The organism is Micromonospora sp. WMMC273 (assembly GCF_027460285.1).
Classification (GTDB): domain Bacteria; phylum Actinomycetota; class Actinomycetes; order Mycobacteriales; family Micromonosporaceae; genus Micromonospora; species Micromonospora aurantiaca.
In genome coordinates, this window is sequence record NZ_JAPZBE010000001.1 from 2288484 (window position 1) to 2303300 (window position 14817).

15 protein-coding genes are annotated in these 14817 nt (G+C 71.7%); 13 read left to right on the forward strand and 2 right to left on the reverse strand.

The annotated features are described in order from the left end of the window. Positions 1 to 83: 83 nt before the first annotated feature. Together O7611_RS10630 and O7611_RS10635 are read left to right on the forward strand one after the other, a co-directional pair. On the forward strand, positions 84 to 653 hold the full coding sequence (locus O7611_RS10630) for a hypothetical protein (RefSeq protein WP_194799972.1): 570 nt from the start codon (positions 84 to 86) through the stop codon (positions 651 to 653). Then, positions 650 to 1222: a copper resistance CopC family protein gene (locus tag O7611_RS10635; protein WP_269696719.1), complete on the forward strand. Its 573-nt coding sequence runs from the start codon at positions 650 to 652 to the stop codon at positions 1220 to 1222. The genes O7611_RS10630 and O7611_RS10635 overlap by 4 nt, the downstream gene beginning before the upstream one ends. Here the strand turns inward: O7611_RS10635 and O7611_RS10640 are convergent. Both O7611_RS10640 and O7611_RS10645 read right to left on the reverse strand, forming a co-directional pair. Continuing rightward, positions 1195 to 2394, reverse strand: coding sequence for a KR domain-containing protein (locus tag O7611_RS10640; protein ID WP_269696720.1), 1200 nt, complete (start codon positions 2392 to 2394; stop codon positions 1195 to 1197). The two genes, O7611_RS10635 and O7611_RS10640, sit on opposite strands and share 28 nt — an antisense overlap. After that, positions 2391 to 3608, reverse strand: coding sequence for an ABC1 kinase family protein (locus O7611_RS10645; protein ID WP_194799975.1), 1218 nt, complete (start codon positions 3606 to 3608; stop codon positions 2391 to 2393). The genes O7611_RS10640 and O7611_RS10645 overlap by 4 nt, the downstream gene beginning before the upstream one ends. Positions 3609 to 3785: 177 nt before the next feature. Here O7611_RS10645 and O7611_RS10650 point away from each other — a divergent pair, with 177 nt between their 5' ends. The 11 genes from O7611_RS10650 (at position 3786) to O7611_RS10700 (ending at position 14752) form a co-directional block, all read left to right on the forward strand. Then, positions 3786 to 5090: a HEAT repeat domain-containing protein gene (locus tag O7611_RS10650; protein WP_269696721.1), complete on the forward strand. Its 1305-nt coding sequence runs from the start codon at positions 3786 to 3788 to the stop codon at positions 5088 to 5090. An 88-nt stretch (positions 5091 to 5178) separates the two neighbouring features. After that, complete coding sequence (locus O7611_RS10655; protein ID WP_194799977.1) at positions 5179 to 5823, forward strand: DUF6073 family protein; 645 nt, start codon at positions 5179 to 5181, stop codon at positions 5821 to 5823. A gap of 67 nt (positions 5824 to 5890) precedes the next feature. Next, on the forward strand, positions 5891 to 6748 hold the full coding sequence (locus O7611_RS10660; protein ID WP_194799978.1) for an SRPBCC family protein: 858 nt from the start codon (positions 5891 to 5893) through the stop codon (positions 6746 to 6748). A 68-nt stretch (positions 6749 to 6816) separates the two neighbouring features. Further along, positions 6817 to 7530 carry a winged helix-turn-helix transcriptional regulator gene (locus tag O7611_RS10665; protein ID WP_194800133.1) on the forward strand — a complete coding sequence of 238 codons (714 nt, stop codon included), beginning with the start codon at positions 6817 to 6819 and terminating at the stop codon, positions 7528 to 7530. Positions 7531 to 7567: 37 nt separating this feature from the next. Further along, on the forward strand, positions 7568 to 8035 hold the full coding sequence (locus O7611_RS10670; protein ID WP_194799979.1) for a YdeI/OmpD-associated family protein: 468 nt from the start codon (positions 7568 to 7570) through the stop codon (positions 8033 to 8035). A gap of 236 nt (positions 8036 to 8271) precedes the next feature. Continuing rightward, the gene (locus O7611_RS10675) at positions 8272 to 9315 is read left to right on the forward strand and encodes an SRPBCC domain-containing protein (RefSeq protein WP_194799980.1); all 1044 of its coding nucleotides are present in this window, start codon (positions 8272 to 8274) and stop codon (positions 9313 to 9315) included. A 34-nt stretch (positions 9316 to 9349) separates the two neighbouring features. After that, positions 9350 to 10603: a cytochrome P450 gene (locus O7611_RS10680; protein ID WP_194799981.1), complete on the forward strand. Its 1254-nt coding sequence runs from the start codon at positions 9350 to 9352 to the stop codon at positions 10601 to 10603. Between the two features lie 61 nt (positions 10604 to 10664). Next, positions 10665 to 11651, forward strand: a complete 987-nt coding sequence (locus O7611_RS10685; protein WP_194799982.1) for an ATP-binding cassette domain-containing protein — start codon at positions 10665 to 10667, stop codon at positions 11649 to 11651. Continuing rightward, positions 11648 to 12496 carry an ABC transporter permease gene (locus O7611_RS10690; protein WP_135239627.1) on the forward strand — a complete coding sequence of 283 codons (849 nt, stop codon included), beginning with the start codon at positions 11648 to 11650 and terminating at the stop codon, positions 12494 to 12496. The genes O7611_RS10685 and O7611_RS10690 overlap by 4 nt, the downstream gene beginning before the upstream one ends. Before the next feature lie 42 nt (positions 12497 to 12538). Further along, a complete protein-coding gene (locus tag O7611_RS10695; RefSeq protein ID WP_194799983.1) occupies positions 12539 to 13300 on the forward strand; it encodes a sulfotransferase family protein in 762 nt (253 codons plus the stop codon). 135 nt (positions 13301 to 13435) lie between these two features. Continuing rightward, the gene (locus O7611_RS10700; protein ID WP_194799984.1) at positions 13436 to 14752 is read left to right on the forward strand and encodes an alkyl sulfatase dimerization domain-containing protein; all 1317 of its coding nucleotides are present in this window, start codon (positions 13436 to 13438) and stop codon (positions 14750 to 14752) included. Positions 14753 to 14817 lie beyond the last annotated feature (65 nt).

Genomic DNA, 14817 nt, shown 5'->3' on the forward strand with positions numbered 1-14817 from the left:
AATCTGGGAGAAGAGGGGCTCACCCCATGACGTCTAGCGTCGATGCGTGTACGTTCCGTGATCGCCGGCGAGGGGGATACCGCATGTCGAACGGGTTCATCGGCGCGCTCAACGGTCGTCATCACCGCGTGGCACTGTCGGGCTTCATGGTGGTCGTGCTCGCCCACTGGGCGGAGCATCTGGTTCAGGCGTACCAGATCTGGGTGCTCGGCTGGCCCCGCCCGCAGGCGCGGGGTGTCCTCGGTGAGTTCTACCCCTGGCTGGTCACGTCCGAAGTCATGCACTACGGGTACGCGCTGCTCATGCTCGTCGGTCTGTTCCTGCTGCGCCCGGGGTTCGCCGGGCAGGCGCGCACCTGGTGGACGATCGCCCTGGCCCTCCAGTTCTGGCATCACATCGAGCACCTGCTGCTGCTGATCCAGGCGCAGACCGGGCACTTCCTGTTCGGCAGCGCGGCGCCCACGAGCCTGCTCCAGGTGGTCTATCCGCGCGTCGAGCTGCACCTGTTCTACAACTCCGTCGTCTTCATCCCGATGGTCGTCGCCATGTACCGGCACCTGCGGCCCTCCGCCGCCGAGGAGCAGGCCACGGTGTGCACCTGCGCCGGCCGCCGGGTGGCGCCGGCGCTGGCGGTGTCGCGGGGTGGTGTGTGACCCGCGCCGGGTGGGCGTCCGCTGTCGTCGTGGGCCTCGCGGTGCTGTTCGGCTGGACCGGGGCCGCGTGGGCCGGCTCCGGCGCGGCGAGCAGCGTCCCCGCCGACGGCGCCGTCCTCACGTCGGCGCCGTCGGCGGTCGAGCTGGTCTTCACCGGGCGGCCGGTGGCAGCCGACTCGCACGTGGCCGTGCGCGACGCCGCCGGACGGTCGCTGGCCGTCGGCGAGCCGCGGCGAAGCGGGGACCGGTCCCTGGTGCAGACGGTACGCAGCGCCGAGCGCGGCGATGTCGTCGTCGCCTACCACGTGGTGCTCGCCGACGGCAGTGAGAAGAGCGGCACGCTGTGGTTCAGCGTCGGCACCGGTGTGCGGCCGGCCCGGGCGTCGGATCAGGGCGCCGAGGCGGCCGCCCCGCTGCACGAGCACGGGATCGATCCGTTGAGTGCCGTGCTGCTCCTGATCAACGCCGTCGTCGTGTTCGTGGCGGTCGCCATGCTCGTCCTGCGGCCACGGCGGAGCGTCGAGCCGCCGCCCGCCCCGGCTCAGCACCCGGAGATGAGCAGCCGCTGAGCCCGGCCGGGCGCGGCGGGCAGACCCCACAACGCGTCCACCGCGGCCATTCCCGGCCCGAGCGGCACCGGCGGAAGGTTGAGCCGCCGGGCCGCCGCCACCGCGCCGGGCGTTCCGTGCGCCATGCCGGCGCCGCTCCAGATCGACCACTCCGCCACCAGCGTCACCGCCGCCGGCAGGTCGGCCGCGACGCGTACGGCGCAGCGCCGCAGCAGCTCGTTCGCGAGCGCGTACGCGCCGAGGCTGCGGTGCGGCCGCTCGGCCGTGATCGAGCCGAAGACGAGCACCCGGCGCAGGGCATGGCGGTCCACCGCGTCCAGCGCGTGCCGCAGGCCGTCCACCTTCGCCGCCTGGACGGCGCTCAGCCCGGCCGCCGTGCCGGCCGTGACCGGGCCGCCGCGCAGCAGCCCGGCGCAGTGCACGACGCCGGCCAGCCGCAGGTGTCCGGTGGCCGCGAGTGCCCGGCGCAGGGCGGCGCTGTCGGTGACGTCGGCCCGGAGCACTGTCACGCCTGTGGTCCCCGCCATCCGGTCGAGGTGCCGGCGGCCCGCGGTGCCGAGCCGGTCGGGCGTGGCCGTGTCGGCCAGGACCGGGTGCAGGCCGTGCCGGCAGGCCAGGACGGCGGCGGCCCGCAGGCCGAGCCCGCCGAGTCCGCCGGTGACCAGCACGGCTCCGCCGGGACCGGCGGGGCCGGCCGCCGGGGGCAGGTGAACCGGCTGCCAGTCGGTGGTGCGGAGCCGGCCGTCCCGGTCCACCCGCACCTCGCCGGCGACCGGGGAGGCGGCAGTGACCAGGTCGGTGGCGGCGCGCACCGCGGCCGGTGCGGGGCCCTCGGTCAGCTCCGCCACCACGCAGGACAGGCCGGGATGCTCGACCGCCGCGGCGCGTGCCAGGCTGCCGCCGCCCGCGCCCAGGTGCACGACCGCGAGCCGGCTGCCGCGTGCCACGGCCGCCCGGATCGCCCGCAGCAGGCGCCTGTTGTCGACCCGGTGGAAGGCGCGGCCGAGCAGCACGGCGACCGCCTCCGGTGCGTCGTCGCGGCTCGCCGCCCGCAGCGCCGGGGCGAGCGGGTGCCGCTCGGGGCCGACGATCGTCCACCGGTACGCCCGCGCGTCGCCGGGCGGCGCGGCCTCGCGTTCCCGGGGCGTGCGGATGTCGAGCGCGGTCCTCATCGCAGGACCGCGAGCAGGGTGGGGATGGCCTCGGCCTGGAAGTCCACATCCACGTCGAAGTCGTTGATCATCCCCTCGAGGACGAGCAGCGACATGAGCGGGAAGACGAACTCCGGCGCCGCCGTGATGCCGTACCGCCGCTGCAGGTTGAACAGCTCCGCGGCGAACGGCGCGAGCCGGAACTGCCCGGCGGTGCGGCGGTGGTTGCGCACCACGAGATCCCGTACGCCGGCCTGGAACGCCTGCACGTCGCACCCCGGCGGTACGTGTTCGGCGCTGCGCAGGATGACCTCGGCGGCCTGCTGGCCGCGACCCATTGACATGGACAGGAAGAACTCGGCGAACAGCCGCCGTACGTGCGGCTCGAGCCGGACCACGAACCCCGCGTCGAGCAGCACCACCTCCTCGACCCGCAGGTAGAGGTTGCCGGGGTGCATGTCGCAGTGCACGAGCCCGTCGACGAACAGCATCCGGTACACGCCGTGCAGCACCCGCCGGACGATCTGGCGGCGCTGCTCGCGGTTGAGGTCGCCGGGCTTGAACTGCCGCAGGTCCGGGATCCATTCCATCACCAGGACGCCGTCGCGGCAGAGCGCCGGCCGGGGTGCCGGGATCCGGAACGCCGCGACATCGGCGAGGTTCTGCCGCAGCTGTAGCAGCGCGGTGGCCTCCTGCGCGAAGTCGAGCTGCCGCAGCACGGCGGTGGAGACGTGGCCCAGCATGCGGCGCATCGGCACCTTGCGCAGGCCGGGCAGGCGTTCCAGCAGCCCCGCGCCGGCACTGAGCAGGTCGAGGTCGCGGCGCATCTGCGGGCCGATGCCGCCGCGCCGCACCTTGACGGCCACCGGCGTCCCGTCGTGCAGCCAGGCCCGGTAGACCGAGGCGATGCTGCCGCTGGCCACCGGCTCGCTGCCGATCCGCGCGAAGGGCGTGCCGTCCGGGTAGGCCGCGTCCAGCACCGCGCGCGCCTCCCGGGCGGACATGGCCGGGACCCGGTCGTTGAGGCGGGCGAGCTTGTCGCACCACCGGCCGGGCAGCAGGTCACGACGCGTACCGAGGATCTGGCCGCCCTTGACGAAAGTCGGGCCGAGCCGGGTGAGCAGTGCGGTCACCCCGGCGGTGGTGGGCGAGGCCCGCCGGGTGAGCCGCCGGCCGGCCGCGACGGCGAGGTGCCGAGCCGTGATCGCCGCCCAGGCGGCGGCGCGGCCGGACATCTGCGGGAGGGACGAGCGCGGTACGGACGTGGGCGTGTAAGCCACCATCGGAGCCCCCGATCGCTACATGTACTGACAGCTTAGGGAGGGATGGAAAGGCGTGAGAAGTGTCCAGGTTCATTTTTCTATAGCGTCGTCGATGTTGAGCCTGACGGAACCGACCGAAGGGAATGCGAGATGGCGATCGACCTATGCAACAAGTCTCCAGTGTCCGCCGACGGTGAGGTCCGGACGTGGCCGCAGGAAACCGCGCTGCTCGAGGATCTCGGCACCGAACAGCGCGATGCGCTCAACTTCGCGTACCGCACCACCCTGAGCAACGTGGATCCCCGGCTGGTGGCCGGCGACCCGGCGGCGTGGGCGAGCGACTTCGGGTACGCCCTCAACCGGGTGGCGATCCGGCTCGACAACCGCACCAACGACGAGCTGCGGCACGACGCCCTGCACCACGCCGACCCGGCCATGCGCGAGCAGGCGATGTACGAGTACGCCGACCGCGACCAGGCCGACGCCTTCGAGCTCCTGGAGCAGGTCGTCCGGCACGACACCAACCGGGAGGTGCGGTGGGACGCGCTGTGGGCGATCGAGAAGCTGGGCGGTGCCCAGGCGATCTCGACGCTGCAGAAGTTCCTCGGTGACGCCGACCCGGAGATCGCCGAATGGTCCAAGCTGTTCATCAGCGAGCTGCAGAGCGGTGACCCGTCGTTCGACGGCCGGGACGCCCTCTACACGCCGGGCCGCACCTTCGACGAGACCATCTACCTGCTGATCCACTGCGACCTGTACGTGCGTCTCGACGAGTCGAACACGCACTGGGGCAAGATCTCGCTGGCCCCGCAGGGCCTCGCGCGGATCTACGGCCAGGCCCACGCCTGTCCCAACGTGCAGACCCGCGAGCGCCAGCTGGTGATCGCCAAGACGATCTCCGGCCTGCACGCCGACGGCTCGCCGCACTGCGACAACTACCTGTTCCGCGGCTTCACCGACCGGACGCGCCGCGACCGGGGCAACTTCTTCTTCGAGTCCCTGGTGCCGCGGACGTTCTTCAAGTCCGGTCGCGCCGACGACCCGAGCGAGGGCGTGCGCAAGGCGAACATCGGCTTCGCCCGGTACGGCACCTGGCACCTGGAGCCGAAGTTCCAGATCCGCGAGGAGGCCGCGATCCGCTACGTCCGCGGCCGCTTCCAGGGCTGGGGCTACGTGAACCTGGCCCGCATCGCGGGCCGCTCGATCGAGCAGGTCCTCACCCCGGGCAACGGCGTGCTGTCCACGCTGCACGACCCCGAGGTCGGCCCGATGACCAACGCCTTCATCCTCGGCACGTTCAAGGGCAAGCTGAACGACTGGGACGGCGACGGCCGCATCGACATGAACTCGCGTGACGTGTACTCCACCGTCGACGGCGAGATCGACTCCGACCAGGACGGCGTCGCGGACGAGCCCGGCCTGACCTGCTGCGACCACACCACGCTGATGCCCTGACGGGCGAGGCACCCCGCATCCGTTCCCACGATCCATGCGATGCGTCCGGGCGGCCGAGGCCGCGCCGAACTCTCAGGAGGAGAAGACAATGACAGCCCCCGCCAGCAAGCCCTCCGTGATCTACGGCCGGCCGGTTCCCACCGACGGCGTCCCGAACCGGTACGTCGGCACGGAGGTCAAGCCGTGGACGCCGCCGGTCCCCGGCATCGACAACCTCGGCATCACCTCGGTCGACACGTTCGCCGTGCCCGGCGTCGGCGAGTACACAGTGCCGTTCGAGGGCTACGTCCGGGTCGTGCGCTCGGAGCCGACCTCCGAGGACTGGGCGACCGCCGAGGTCTACACGAACCTGATCGAGATGAAGATGACCGGCAGCTGCGAGGAACTCGGCGAGATCACTGTCACGCTGAACCCCGACTGCCTGTCGACCGGCCAGATCCGTACCCCCTTCGACCCGTACGCCGGTGAGGGGCCGTCGGCGAAGGCCTGCCGGATGGCGGTCGGTGCCATCTTCGACATGCCGAAGCTCGGCCTGAAGCTGATGAACAAGGAACCGATCATCCTGACCATCGACGACGTCCGGCAGATCCCGCCGGCCGGCTCGCCCGGCAAGGGCCAGATCTACCGGATGCTGCCGCTGCACGACACCCGGTACCCGGAGAAGGACCCGGTGGCGTACGTGACCAGCCTGCGGTTCACCATGGGCGGTTACCTCGCCGAGGACGCGATGTAGCAGTGAGATGGACGCGGGCCGGACGCGACGTGGTCCGGCCCGCGCTCGCTGGCCGGGAGGAGGGACGATGGACGACCACAGTGGTGACCGGGGTCGACGGCTTCTCGGCGCGCCTCCGGTCCGGACGGCGATCACCGTGCCGGTCGGTGTGGACGAGCTGTGGGCGGCCCTGACCGACCCGGTCCGTCTCGCCGCCTGGTTCGGCACCACCCGCGGCGACTGGCACGTCCGGACGCCGTGGCGGATCGACTTCGGCGACGGTGACTTCTTCGTGGTCACGCCGGTGCGCGTCACCGACCGGCTCATCGAGTTCACCTGGTCGTTCCTCGGCGTCGGGCCCGAGCAGCACATCACCTGGCGGGCCGAGCCCACCGCCGGCGGCGCGCGGCTCACCGTCGAGGACGCCGACCCGGTGCGGCCGCCGGCCGAGATCGAGCAGATGCGCGCCGGCTGGACCGACTTCCTGCAACGACTCGACGGGTACCTGCGCACCGGACGCTCGACGCGCTACGACTGGCGGTCCGACATCGACGGCTCGGTGGACCTGCCACCGGCCTGGGACGCGTTCGAACCGTCGCTGCTCTACCGGTGGCTCCCGGTGGCGAGCGACGGCTTCCGGCCCGCCTGGTTCTTCGTCGTCGACGCCGACGGGCCACGTCGTTTCCCGCTCGACGACTGGTCGGTGCGGGAGGGCACGGTGACGTTCACCGTGCAGGTCACCGAGCGCGGTGCCGGCACCACCGCCGAGCTGGCCCTGCACCGGCTGGCCGACCGTCAGCGGCTGGAGTTCAGCCACCAGGGCTGGCGCCATCTCGGGCTGCCGGACAACCGCGCGCACGCGCTGCGCCGCCGTTTCGCCGCCGCCTGGACGGCCGCCGCGGACTGCGCGCGGGAGCTCGCCCGCCTGTCGGTACCGCCCGGATAGGCGGTCACTCGCCGCCACCACATTGTCATGCAATACTCAAGTAGCATGACAGCCGGAGGGTGGACGAAGTGAACGCGGTCCGCGGGAAACGCTCCTATGACCAGCAGTGTGCCCTCGCTTACGCGTTGGATGTGGTGGGCGAGCGGTGGACCTTGCTCGTCATTCGCGAACTACTCCACGGCCCGCGTCGCTACAATCAGTTACTGGAAGCGCTACCCGGCATCGGCACCAACCTGCTCGCCGCCCGGCTCGCCGCGCTCGTCGACGCCGGCCTGCTGACGCCCACCGAACCCCGCAAGCGCACCGGTGGCTACCAGCTGACCGACCTGGGCCGCTCGCTGCACGAGCCGATCCTCGGGCTGTCCCGCTTCGGGCTCGCATACGCCGCTGGGCACGAGCTGCCCTCCGGGTCCACCGTACGCGCGTCCTGGGCCGTCCTCGCCATCGAGGCGATGGTGGACGACGGACGCACCGGCGAGATCGACGAGAGCTACGAGTTCCGGGTCGACGAGGAGATCTTCCACGTCGACGTGCGGGCCGGTCACGCCGAGGTCGTGGCCGGGCCGGCCGACGCGCCGTCGCTGACCGTCCGGACCGACGCGCGCAGCTTCTTCAGCCTCGGCATGCGGCAGCTCGACCCGATCGAGGCGCTGGTCAGCGGGCAGGTCGCGGCGGTCGGCGTGCCGGCGGCGGTCACCCGCTGCCTCCGGCTGCTCGGCATCACCCCCGACGTGGCGGTTTCCACGGACCGGCTGGCCGACGTGGGGCCCGCCCCGGTGTGACGCCGCCGGTCCGCGGACGAGAGGTGAGGGAGCGCAGATGAGCGAGACGTTCGGCGGCACACTCGTGTGCGAGCAGGTCGGGGCGTGGACCTATGTCACAGTCCCGCCCGAGATCGCCGGCCGGCTGGGCACCGCGGCGCGGATCCCGGTGACCGGCCGGATCAACGACACCCCGTACGCCGGCTCGGTGATGACCGGGCCGAACGGCAACCGCTACATCGTGGTCAACAAGACCGTACGCGCCGCCGCCGGGGTGGAGGCGGGAGACGACGTGCGCGTCACCCTGGAACCGGACACCGAGGCGCGCACGGTGGAGGTGCCCGACGACCTGACCGCCGCGCTCGGCGATCATCCCGATGCCCAGGCATTCTTCGCCACGTTGTCCTACTCGCGGACCAAGGAGTACGTCACCTGGATCACCGGCGCCAAGCGGCCGGAGACCCGGGCCCGGCGGATCACCCAGGCCGTCGAGCTGCTCGGCGCCGGCCGGGTGCTCAAGGGCTGACCCCGGGGGATCGGCGCGCTGCGCAAGTTGCGAGAAGCGGCGAGACCCCCGGCCTTCCTACGATCGGCGTACGCGTTCCGGCCCCGGACGGCGGCACGCGACGCACCTGATCCTGACTCCCACGCACCGATCGACGCCACGCGGGCGGCGACCGGTGATCAGTGGTGCCCGTCAGCGGCCCGGTGAGCGTCCGCCGTCCTCGAGCCGGCCCAGGTCGCACCCCAGGGAGGCAGACCGTGACCGTCGAATCGGCAGAGCTGAACGGAGCACACACCACGGAGACGTCCTGGCCGGACTTCGCCGAACTCGAACCGTCGCGGGCCCTGGACACCTTTCCACCGCTCAACGCGATCCAGGCCCGCTCCATCGTCCAGGACCGCTGGGAACGCCTCGTCGCGGTCGTCGAGATCCCGAACCCGATCGAGCGGGTCTGGCAGGCGCTCACCACGCCGGAGGAGATCCGCTCCTGGCTGGCGCGGTGCCGCGGCTCACTGACCGCAGTCGGCAGCGACGTCCTGCTCGACTTCGAGGACGGCGAGTTCTTCCACTGCCGGCCGCTCGTGGCGGAGCCGCCGCGTGACGGCCACGCCGAGCTCAAGTACTTCTGGCGCTGGGTCGGCGTCGGACCGGCCACCCGGGTCGTATGGGAGCTGGACGCCACCGGCGACGGCGGCACCCGGATCACCGCGACCGAGGAGGCCCTGAACTCGCCGTCGGACTGGCGCGGCTGGAACGGCAACGGCTGGCCGGGGATCCTCGACCAGCTCGCCGGCTACCTGCGTACCGGCACGACGTGGCGCTGGCCGTGGCGGCGGATGGGTCCGTACGTGCAGATCGAGCTGGAGTCCACGCCGTACGACGCCTGGGAGCTGCTGACCAAGCCGGAGTCGCTGCGCTACTGGCTGCAGCGCCGCTTCGGCACGTTCACCGACGGCGACAAGCTCACGCTGATCATGGGAGACGCCAGCGGCGTGGTGGAGATGTCGGTGCACCGCCACGTGGAGCCCAACCAGCAGTTCCCCTCCTACCTGCCGTGGCTGGAGTTCGGCCTGCGCCGGGCGTCGTGGCCGGTCGAGCTCAACGGCAAGCTCTACATCGAGCCGGCCGGCGTGGGCCGCAGCCTCTTCCAGATCTTCGTGGACAACTGGGAGAACCTCCCGGCCGAGCTGCAGCGCGAGGAGCGCGAGATCATCTGCGGCTTCTTCCGCGACTCGATGGTCCGGGCGCAGAACCTGACCTCGCCCCGGCCCTCGCCGTCGCACCAGCACGGCTGGACCTGACCCGCGTCGTCACCCTCCGAGGAAGGCAGCTGCGATGACCCTGTCCGACCAGGTCGAGACCGGGGCGCCGGACGCCCTGATCCAGCTCATGTCGCCGGCCGCCGCCGCCGACCCGTACCCGATCTACTCCTGGCTGCGCGAGACCGCGCCGGTCTACCGCAGCCGGTTCGGCGCGTACCTGGTGAGCCGGTACGCCGACGTGCAGTACGTGCTCAAGCACGCCGAGGTCTTCCCCGGCGCGCACCCGGACGCGATGGCGCAGATGTTCCCGCAGGCCGTCGAGCACGAGGCGTACGACGTGCTGGTCAGCTCGCTGGTGGGCAGCAACCCGCCCAAGCACACCCGGCTGCGCAAGCTGATCGGGCACGGGTTCACCAGCCGCCGGGTGGCCGACATGCAGGCCTCGATGGAACGGTGGTCGGACCGGCTCGTCTCGGACGTGCTGGAGCGCCTGGTCGACGGGGCCACAGTGGATCTGCACACCGACGTCTCGGTGCCGATGCCGATGCACATGATGTCCGACCTGCTCGGCATCCCGGAGCCGGACCGCGAGTCGCTGGCCCGCAACGTGCCCGAGATGATGAACGTCGTCGACCCGGCCGCGACACCCGACGCGGTCCGGCGGGCCGACGAGGCGTTCCGCGAGCTGGGCACCTACTTCGACGCCATGATCGCGCAGCGCCGCCGGGACCCGCGCGACGACCTGGTCTCGGCGCTCGTGCAGGTGCGTGACGCCGAGGACGGCAGCCTCGACGACGCCGAGCTTCGTACCCTGCTGTTCACCCTCTGGTCGGCCGGCTTCGAGACGACGGCGACCGCCATCGACAACGCGATGTTGCTGCTGCTGGAGGACCCGGGGCGCGGACGCTGGCTGGACACCGAGGACGGCACCCGCAGGTTCGTCGAGGAGACGCTGCGCTTCGAGTCGTCGGTGCAGGTCGCGCCCGGCCTGCGCTTCACCGGCGCGGACGTGGAACTGGGTGGGGTCGTCATTCCACAGGGCTCCCAGGTGCGGCTGCTGATCGGGTCCGCGAACCGGGACCCGGAGGCGTTCCCGGACGCGGACGCGTTCGACCCGGGCCGCGCCGGTCCCCTGCCGCTGAGCTTCGGCGCCGGCATCCACTACTGCCTCGGTGCGGGTCTGGCCAGACTGGAGATCGCCGTGTTGCTCCGCCGGCTGCGCGCCGCCGCTCCCGGGCTGGTTCTGGCCGCCCCGCCGGTGCGGCGGCGCACAATACCGCTCCGCGACTTCGCGTCGCTGCCGGTACGGCTCCGTCAGCTCGACTGACACTACGCGAAACGCAAGCTCATTAACTGCGCGAAGATATAGTGGATGATAGGGTGTCGCCATGGCGGACGCGATCAGAGCGCGAGACATCAGCAAGCAGCTAGGCAAAAGTAAGGTTGTCAGCGCCTTGTCGCTGGACGCCGCGCCCGGCACTGTGGTGGGCCTGCTCGGCCCCAACGGCGCCGGCAAGACGACGACGGTGCGGATTCTGTCCACTCTGCTGCGGGCCGACTCCGGCACCGTCGAGATCTACGGCGTCGACGCCGCGAAGCAGCCGGGGCGGGTCCGTTCGATGATCGGGCTCACCGGCCAGTTCGCCGCCGTCGACCCGGTCCTCACCGGCCGGGAGAACGTCGAACTGGTGGCCCGGCTCTACCGCATCGGCCGGGCCGAGGCCCGCCGGCGCACCGGTGAGGTGCTCACCCGCTTCGGTCTGGACGAGGTCGCCGACAAGCAGGTGAAGACCTACTCGGGCGGCACCCGGCGGCGGCTCGACCTCGCCACGAGCATCCTCATCCGCCCGCGCGTGCTCTTCCTCGACGAGCCCACCACCGGCCTCGACCTGGAGTCACGGCTCGGGTTGTGGGCCGAGATCGAGATGCTGGTCCGTGAGGGCACCACAGTCCTGCTGACGACGCAGTACCTGGACGAGGCCGACCGGCTGGCGAAGACGATCACCGTGCTCGACAAGGGGCGGGCGGTGGCCCAGGGCACTCCGTCGGAGCTGAAGTCGCGCGTCGGCGGAGACCGTGTGGAGTTCGTCCTGGAGGATCCCGCCCGGCTCGACGACGCGGTCGCCCTGCTGCGGACGCCGGGCGCCGAGGAGCCCGTCGTCGACCGGCCGCTGGCGCAGATCACCGCCCGGATGGGCGACGATCTCGTCCGGGTCGCCGACGCGCTGAACCGGCTGGCCGACCACGACATCCGGGTGGCGACCCATGTGGTCCGGCGCCCCACCCTCGACGACGTCTTCCTGGCCCTGACCGGCAGCCGCGCCGCCGCGGCCGGCGTCGCCACGTCGTCCGCTCGGAAGGGAGAGGGCAAGTGACCGTCGACGAATCGACGACCCGACAGCGGGACACCCCCACGCCGGCGTGGGAGGCACCGCCCGAGCGGCGGGGGCCCGGCTGGTTCGTGGGTGACGTGCTGCTGCTGGCCGGCCGCAACATCCGGCACATGCAGCGCCGCCCCGACCAGCTGATGGCGGCGATCCTGCAGCCGATGATGTTCTTCATCCTCTTCACCTATGTGTTCGGCGGCGCCATCTCGGTGCCGGGCGGCGACTACAAGCAGTTCGTGCTGCCCGGCGTCTTCGGGCAGATCGTCGTCTTCGGCGGCATCGCCGGCATGTGCGTGGGCATCGCGGAGGACCTCCGCAACGGCATGATGGACCGGTTCCGCTCGCTGCCGATGAGCGACAGCGCGGTGCTGATCGGCCGCACCCTTGCCGAGACCTTCCGCAACCTGATCGCGCTCGTGGTCACCGGCGCGGTCGGGTACGCCTTCGGGTTCCGGCTGCACGGCACGTTCCTGCAGGTGCTGGCGGGGATCGGCGTGCTGCTGCTGTTCGGCTTCGCGCTCTGCTGGGTGCTGTCGATCGTGGGCGTCACCGCCTCCAGTGCCGAGGGCGCGCAGAGCACCGCGATGCCGTGGATGTTCCTGCTCGGCTTCGTCAGCTCGGCGTTCGTGCCGTCCGAGTCGATGCCCGGCTGGCTGCGGCCGTTCAGCGACAACAGCCCGGTGACGCTGACCATCAACGCGGCGCGCGACTACTTCAACGGTGTCTCACCGGGCGGGGACGCCCTGGCGTCGGTCCTGTGGTCGCTCGGCCTGCTGGTGGTCTTCGTGCCACTGGCGACGGCACTGTTCCGCAAGGCCACGGCACGCACCTGACGGTGGGGGTCGACCCGGCGATCGGCAGGAGGAACCCACGACATGGAGGTCATCGGCGTCGGCTTCGGCCGTACCGGCACCGCCTCGCTGCGGGAAGCTCTCAACATTCTCGGGATGGGTCCCACGTATCACACGAAGGAGATCCTCAAGGACCCCGCCCGGCTGGCCGACTGGCAGGCGGCTGTGGGCGGGGCCGACGTGGACTGGGACCAGGTGTTCGCCGGCTATCGGTCCACAGTCGACTGGCCCGCCGCGGCGTTCTGGCGCGAGTTGGTGGAGCGGTACCCGGAGGCGAAGGTCATCCTGACCGTGCGCGACCCGGTGCAATGGCACCGCTCGTGCATGCGCACCATTTTCATGGCGTACCGGCAGGATCTGTTCAGCCGCCTCCTCGTCCCCGCCATGCAGTTGCCGCTGCGGGCTCTCGATCGGCGTTTCGGCGCGTTCAACGAGATCTTCGACGGCGTTTTCCGCCGCCATTTCGGGGACGGGCCGATTCAGGACGAGAAATACGCCGTCGAGGTTTTCGAAAAGCACGTCCGCGACGTCCAGGAATGCGTTCCGGCTGAGCGCCTCCTGGTCTATCGAGTATCGGAAGGATGGCCCACCTTGTGTAAGTTCCTCGGTGTGGGAGTGCCCATCGTCGCCTTCCCGCACGACAACGACCAGGATGCCTTCCAGCGGGACAGCCGACTGTTCGTCACCCGCGGCCTGGCCCGCATGGTGACCGGTCCGGTGCGCCGCGCGGTCGGCCGGTTCCGGCGGACGCAGGACGCCCCGGAGGCGGCCGGCCAGAACCGCTGAGGCCGCCGTCCCGGGCGTCCCGCCGACCGCTCCGGCACTCCGGTCGTGTCCGGCGCTGCCGCCGCGGCCGGCCTTCGGCCTGCGTTCGTCCGGCCGACCCGTTTGCACGATCCCTGCGACCGGACGGGAGTGTCGATGGACAAGGAACTCGAGGAGTACGCGGACCGCGCCTGGCGCGGTGACGAGCCGCTGTTCGCCTACTACAAGGGTGAGCTCCGTAAGGACGGGCTCCGCCGGATCGACGACGGTGTGTGGATGTGGGCGGCGACCGGCAACGTCTACGTCTTCGAGACGGCCGACGGCCTGGTGCTCTTCGACACCGGCGACCGCAACACCGCGGCCGCGCTGCACGCGGCGGTGCGGGCACGCAGCACCGCACCGGTCGTCACCGCCGTCTACTCCCACGGCCACATCGACCACGTCCTCGGGCTGTCACCGTTCGAGGCGGAGGCCGCCGAGCGCCACGACCCCGGCATCTCTGTCGTGGCGCACGCCGCCGTGCCGGAGCGCTTCGCCCGGTACCGGCTGACCGCCGGGTACAACGCGACAGTCAACCGCCGGCAGTTCCGCGCTCCCGGTATCACGTGGCCGACCGACTATCGCGAGCCCGACCGCACCTACCTCGACACGCTCACGCTGCGGCACGGCGATCTGACGATGGAGCTGCGGCACGGTCGCGGCGAGACGGACGACGCGACGATGGCCTGGCTGCCCGAGCGGCGCATCCTGTGCTGCGGCGACTTCTACGCCTGGGTGGCGCCCAACGCCGGCAACCCGCAGAAGGTCCGCCGCCACGTGGCCGAGTGGGTGCGGGCGCTGCGCTGGATGGCCGGCCTCGGCGCCGAGATCCTGCTGCCCGGCCACGGTCTGCCGGTGGTCGGTGCCGACCGCGTCCGCGAGACGCTGCTCGGGTCGGCGACGTTGCTGTCGACACTGCACGACGGTGTGGTGGCGATGATGAACGAGGGCTGCACGCTCGACGAGATCCTGCACGCCCCCCTGGTCACGCCGGAGGTGTCCGCCCTGCTGGCCCAGCCGTGGCTGCGCCCCACCTACGACGATCCGCAGTTCATCGTCCGCACCGTCTGGCGCACCTACGGCGGCTGGTACGACGGTGACCCGGCCACCGTGCGACCGGCGCCGCGCGCCGACCTGGCCGCCGAGGTGGCGCAGCTCGCGGGCGGAGCGTCCCGCCTGGCCGAGCGCGCCCTCGACGCGGCGGACCGCGGCCGGCTCGACCTCGCCGGTCACCTCGCCGAGTGGGCGGCGTTGAGCGCTCCCGAGGACCGTGACGTGCAGCGGGCCCGCGCCGACGTGTTCGGGCGGCTCGCCGCCGGCACGCCGGCGTTGATGGCGCAGGGCATCTACACCTGGGCGCAGGCCGAGGCCCAGGCCAAGGCCGACGACGTCGACCCGTGGTCGACGATGCGCGGGGGCCGCTGGGCGCCCTGACGCCGGAAAACACGGCCGGACAGGACGGTGGGGGTGGTACCCGGATCCGGGTACCACCCCCACCG

Bases quoted from the DNA above. Each gene is read 5' to 3' on its own strand.
- O7611_RS10630 (WP_194799972.1), top strand. From the start codon at position 84: ATGTCGAACGGGTTCATCGGCGCGCTCAACGGTCGTCATCACCGCGTG.
- O7611_RS10640 (WP_269696720.1), bottom strand. From the start codon at position 2,394: ATGAGGACCGCGCTCGACATCCGCACGCCCCGGGAACGCGAGGCCGCG.
- O7611_RS10645 (WP_194799975.1), bottom strand. From the start codon at position 3,608: ATGTCCGGCCGCGCCGCCGCCTGGGCGGCGATCACGGCTCGGCACCTC.
- O7611_RS10650 (WP_269696721.1), top strand. From the start codon at position 3,786: ATGGCGATCGACCTATGCAACAAGTCTCCAGTGTCCGCCGACGGTGAG.
- O7611_RS10655 (WP_194799977.1), top strand. From the start codon at position 5,179: ATGACAGCCCCCGCCAGCAAGCCCTCCGTGATCTACGGCCGGCCGGTT.
- O7611_RS10660 (WP_194799978.1), top strand. From the start codon at position 5,891: ATGGACGACCACAGTGGTGACCGGGGTCGACGGCTTCTCGGCGCGCCT.
- O7611_RS10670 (WP_194799979.1), top strand. From the start codon at position 7,568: ATGAGCGAGACGTTCGGCGGCACACTCGTGTGCGAGCAGGTCGGGGCG.
- O7611_RS10680 (WP_194799981.1), top strand. From the start codon at position 9,350: ATGACCCTGTCCGACCAGGTCGAGACCGGGGCGCCGGACGCCCTGATC.
- O7611_RS10685 (WP_194799982.1), top strand. From the start codon at position 10,665: ATGGCGGACGCGATCAGAGCGCGAGACATCAGCAAGCAGCTAGGCAAA.
- O7611_RS10695 (WP_194799983.1), top strand. From the start codon at position 12,539: ATGGAGGTCATCGGCGTCGGCTTCGGCCGTACCGGCACCGCCTCGCTG.
- O7611_RS10700 (WP_194799984.1), top strand. From the start codon at position 13,436: ATGGACAAGGAACTCGAGGAGTACGCGGACCGCGCCTGGCGCGGTGAC.